A 4,819-nucleotide genomic window follows, 5' to 3' on the forward strand; every position below is an offset into this window, starting at 1 on the left:
ATAAACCTGCCCGCCGGCCTTCACTTCCTGCTGCACAAAATTATAGACATCCTCTCTTTTCTTATTAGACCGTATTGCAGTTTTGATCGGTTTTCGTCCGGCAGGCAGATCCCTGATTATGGAAACATCCAGATCTGCATAAACAGTCATAGCCAAAGAACGGGGGATGGGAGTTGCGCTCATCACAAGCATGTGTGGGTGACTTCCTTTATTTAGCAGATCCGCCCTTTGCTGTACGCCAAACCGATGCTGTTCATCGATTACCGCCAAACCAAGGTTATGGAACCGGACTTCATCCTGAATGATGGCGTGGGTTCCAACTATAATCTGTGCATTGCCGCCTTCTATATCAGTAAGTATATCCGTTCTTAATGCTTTTTTTTGTGAGCCAACCAAAAGCCGCACATTAATATTTAGTCCTTTCAATTGTTCAGCGAGCGTACGGTAATGTTGTTCAGCTAAGATTTCAGTAGGAGCAAGAAAGGCAGCCTGAAACTCATTATCTAAAGCCATCAGCATAGCCCCAATAGCAACAATGGTTTTTCCGGCGCCTACATCACCTTGGATCAAACGATTCATTTGTCGGCCAGACCGAACATCCTGTTTTATTTCTGCAAGTGAAGTTTTTTGTCCATCAGTCAATTCAAATGGAAGCAGTTCATTGAAGTATTTTGAAGTATACTTTCCAACCTCATTAAAGATATGACCGTTTGCTCTTTCTTTTACTGTGAAGTTGATCTTCTCCATGCTCAATTCAAAAAGAAAAAGCTCTTCAAACTTAAATCGGTTAAGGGCATTCTTGTGTTCGTTGTGGCTCTCAGGAAAGTGGATCATTCGGTATGCTTCCTGTCGGCGTGGGAATTTATTTTCTTTCAGAAGTCCATCCGGCAAGAACTCGTCCACGGTAATATTATTAAGGATCTGCTCCATCCAGCTTTGTACTAATTTGCTGGTGATGCGCGCTTTACCCAAGGCCTTACTTCCCGGATATATTGGAAAGATCCTGGAAAAGGAATCCAGATCGCCTTCCGAAGAAATTTTATCCACCTCAGGATGAGCGATGGAAATAGATTTACCATATCGCTTGGCTTGGCCAAAAAAGGCTACGGTTTCCCCTTCCTTAAAAAACTTGCTAAAGTAACCGACTCCACGAAACCAGACGCCCTTAACCATTCCGCTTCCATCATTAATGTAAACTTCAAGGCGTTTTTTTTTGCCATAGCCGGCTGTTGTGATCTCTGATACTTTCCCGGCAATAGTAACTTCCTCTCCGGAGCCCGCTAAATGTTTGATCTTCTGGGTATTGCTTCGGTCCAGGTATCTTCGGGGAAAAAAATTGAGCAGGTCATCAACAGAATGGAGTCCCTCACTGTTAAGCGCTTCGAGTCTTTTAGTGCTAAGATTTGATAATTGTGATAATTTCAATTGATATAAAGTTATATATCGGTCAATCATAGAAAGGCCGATTTTTATTGTTCTTTTTTAGTTCAAGTGGCGTTTCATGGGGTGCTTGAGAAATTAAAGAAATAATTCACATAAATATTTTGCATTCGTACCTAAATGTATCCTATATTTGCAAGCTCTCGACTCGATGGCAATAACCAAATAATTGAACAGTGCCAACTATACAACAACTCATACGAAAAGGTAGAAAAAGCAAGGTAAGTAAAACAACAGCTCCTGCGCTGCAAAATTGTCCGCAGAAGCGTGGTGTTTGTACTCGCGTTTATACAACTACGCCTAAAAAGCCTAACTCGGCTTTGCGTAAAGTAGCTCGTGTACGTTTGACCAATGGAATTGAAGTTTCGGCTTACATTCCCGGTGAAGGTCACAACTTACAGGAACATAGTATTGTATTGATCCGTGGGGGTAAAGTTAAAGATTTGCCCGGTGTTCGATACCATATTATTAGAGGAACATTAGATACAGCAGGTGTTGAGGGTAGAACTCAAAGCCGAAGTCTGTACGGCACCAAGAAGCCAAAAGGGTAACACTAAGAAATTAAGATTAATCGAGCATGCGTAGAAAAACAGCAGATAAACGAGATGTGCAGCCGGATCCAATATTTGAGGATAAGCTGGTAACTCGTTTCGTAAACAACCTGATGCGAGATGGTAAAAAGAATGTAGCTCGCAAAATTGTATATCAGGCATTTGAAGTTATTGAAGAAAAAACAGGCGAAACCGGGATTGATATTTTCCGAAACGCTCTGCAGAACGCAACACCGGTTGTAGAGGTTAAGTCTCGCCGTGTTGGTGGTGCCACTTACCAGGTGCCTATTGAAGTTCGCCAGGAAAGAGGAACCGCGTTAGGAATGAGGTGGTTGATCAAAGCCGCTCGTTCCAGAAATGATAAATCGATGTCAATTCGTCTTTCAAGGGAGTTGATCGATGCATCAAATAATGAAGGTGGTGCCGTTCGCAAGAAAGATGAAACGCACCGTATGGCAGACGCTAATAAAGCTTTTGCTCACTTTAGATTCTAAAAGATTTTATTGAAAAGTATTATGTCCGAAACGAAGCAAAAAACAGATCCAAAAATTTTAGAGAAGATTCGCCGCACGCGAAACATCGGTATCATGGCACACATTGATGCCGGTAAGACTACCGTGACTGAGCGTATTCTTTTTTACACCGGTCGTAGTCACCGTATGGGTGAAGTGCACGATGGTGCGGCTACAATGGACTGGATGGAGCAGGAGCAGGAACGTGGTATTACCATTACATCTGCTGCAACTCACTGTATTTGGAAAGATCACCGAATTAATATCATTGATACTCCAGGTCACGTTGACTTTACTGTTGAAGTAGAGCGTTCGTTACGTGTATTGGATGGTGCTGTTTTTGTGCTTGACTCAGTTGGAGCTGTACAGCCTCAGTCTGAAACAGTTTGGCGACAGGCTAATAAGTATAACGTGCCATGTATGGCATTTGTAAATAAGATGGACCGAACCGGTTCTGATTTTTACAATGTAGTTAAAGAGCTTGATGAGAAATTAAATGCAAACCCAATTCCAATTCAGATCCCTATTGGTTCTGAGGAAAACTTTCAGGGTGTAGTTGACCTGATCAAGATGGAAGCTATTGTATGGGATGATGAATCTCTCGGTGCAACTTATGAAGTGGTTGACATTCCGGAAGATCTGAAAGAAAAAGCTGACGAGTATCGAATGTTGTTACTTGAAGCGGTATCAGATCAGAATGATGCTCTGATGGAGAAGTATTTGATGGAAGAAGAGATCTCGGAAGAAGAGATCGTTGAGGCTCTTCGTGAAGCGACGATCGCAAAAGACATTACTCCGGTAATGTGCGGTACGGCTTTGAAGAATAAAGGAATTCAGGTATTGCTTGATAAAGTGCTGGATTTCATGCCTAATCCATTAGACATTCCTCCTGTGAAAGGAATTGATCCTGAAACAGAAGAAGAAGTTAAGAAGGCACCTGATGTAAACGCTCCTTTCTCAGCTCTTGCATTTAAGATCATGACAGATCCCTTTGTAGGTAGGCTGACTTTTGTAAGAGTTTATTCAGGAAGATTGGAAAAAGGTTCTTACACATTTAATTCCTCAACCGGTAATAAAGAACGAGTTGGGCGGCTGCTTGAGATGCACGCCAACGAGAAAAAAGATTTAGATTTTATTCAGGCAGGAGATATTGCTGCTATTATCGGGATTAAAGAAGTGCGCACAGGTGATACACTATGTGACCCAGATCATCCGGTAATTCTTGAGCAAATTACTTTCCCTGAGCCTGTAATTAAGTTGGCTGTTGAGCCCAAAACAAAGGCAGATAGTGAAAAACTTTCAACAGGACTTCAAAAGCTTGCTGAAGAAGATCCTACTTTTGTTGTAAAAACAGACCACGAAACAGGTCAGACTACAATTGCCGGAATGGGTGAGCTTCACCTTGAGATCATCGTTGACCGACTTAAGCGTGAATTTAAAGTTGAAGCAAACGTTGGTGCTCCCCAAGTTTCTTACAGAGAGACGATCTCTAAGAAAGTTGATCACAGAGAAATTTACAAGAAGCAAACAGGTGGACGTGGTAAGTTCGCTGATATTTCCTTCGAAGTTGGTCCGATTGAAGAATTTCAGGATTACGATGGTAATGAAGACCGAATTACACGTGAAGAAGGGTTCATATTTATCAATGAAGTTGTAGGTGGTAATATTCCTCGTGAATTTATTCCATCTGTAATGAAAGGATTCAAAGAAGCACTCAACGGTGGTATCCAGGCTAATTACTCAGTAGAAAATATTGGATTCCGCTTGTACGACGGTTCATATCACGATGTTGATTCTGATCAATTAAGTTTTGAATTATGCGCAAAACTTGGTTTTAGAAACTCAGCTCGTAAGGCTAAGCCAAAAATTCTTGAACCGGTAATGAAAGTAGAAATCATCACTCCTGAAGAATATATGGGTGATGTGATCGGTGACCTCAACAGTCGTCGTGGAATCATGCAGAGCATGGACTCGAATAATGAAGGGTCTGTAGTAAAAGCTCATGTACCGTTATCTGAAATGTTCGGTTATTCTACCGACTTAAGATCTCTTACACAGGGTCGTGCGGTATACTCAATGGAATTCTACGATTATACTGAAGTGCCTGAAACACTTGCTCAGGAAATCATCGAGAAACAATCATAAAAGAAATTAACACTAAGAATAAATAATTAGATCATGGCAAAAGAGACCTTTCAACGGAATAAGCCCCACGTAAACGTAGGCACGATTGGCCACGTAGATCACGGCAAGACGACCTTGACGGCGGCAATCACAACCGTAATGGCGAAGACCTATGGTGGGGTAGCCAAGCAA

General features: G+C 41.8%; 5 protein-coding genes. 4 read left to right on the forward strand and 1 reads right to left on the reverse strand.

Annotated elements, in window-relative coordinates; genetic code table 11:
* Positions 1-1,455: ATP-dependent DNA helicase RecG (locus VFM80_RS01070; protein ID WP_395068685.1), on the reverse strand; the 1,455-nt coding region annotated here is incomplete at its 3' end.
* 161 nt (positions 1,456-1,616) lie between these two features.
* Between VFM80_RS01070 and rpsL the strand changes: the two genes are divergently transcribed.
* The 4 genes from rpsL to VFM80_RS01090 all read left to right on the forward strand — a co-directional run.
* Positions 1,617-1,991 carry a 30S ribosomal protein S12 gene (gene rpsL, locus VFM80_RS01075; RefSeq protein ID WP_395068687.1) on the forward strand — a complete coding sequence of 125 codons (375 nt, stop codon included), beginning with the start codon at positions 1,617-1,619 and terminating at the stop codon, positions 1,989-1,991.
* 26 nt (positions 1,992-2,017) lie between these two features.
* On the forward strand, positions 2,018-2,485 hold the full coding sequence (gene rpsG / locus VFM80_RS01080; protein WP_395068689.1) for a 30S ribosomal protein S7: 468 nt from the start codon (positions 2,018-2,020) through the stop codon (positions 2,483-2,485).
* 21 nt (positions 2,486-2,506) lie between these two features.
* Entirely contained in the window at positions 2,507-4,648 is a 2,142-nt protein-coding gene (gene fusA / locus VFM80_RS01085; protein ID WP_395068691.1) for an elongation factor G, read from the forward strand.
* A 33-nt stretch (positions 4,649-4,681) separates the two neighbouring features.
* A partial coding sequence (locus VFM80_RS01090) for a GTP-binding protein (RefSeq protein ID WP_395068693.1) occupies positions 4,682-4,819 on the forward strand: 138 nt, incomplete at its 3' end.

The organism is Gracilimonas sp. (assembly GCF_035704785.1).
Taxonomy (GTDB): domain Bacteria; phylum Bacteroidota; class Rhodothermia; order Balneolales; family Balneolaceae; genus Gracilimonas.

Bases quoted from the DNA above. Each gene is read 5' to 3' on its own strand.
- rpsG (WP_395068689.1), top strand. From the start codon at position 2,018: ATGCGTAGAAAAACAGCAGATAAACGAGATGTGCAGCCGGATCCAATA.
- fusA (WP_395068691.1), top strand. From the start codon at position 2,507: ATGTCCGAAACGAAGCAAAAAACAGATCCAAAAATTTTAGAGAAGATT.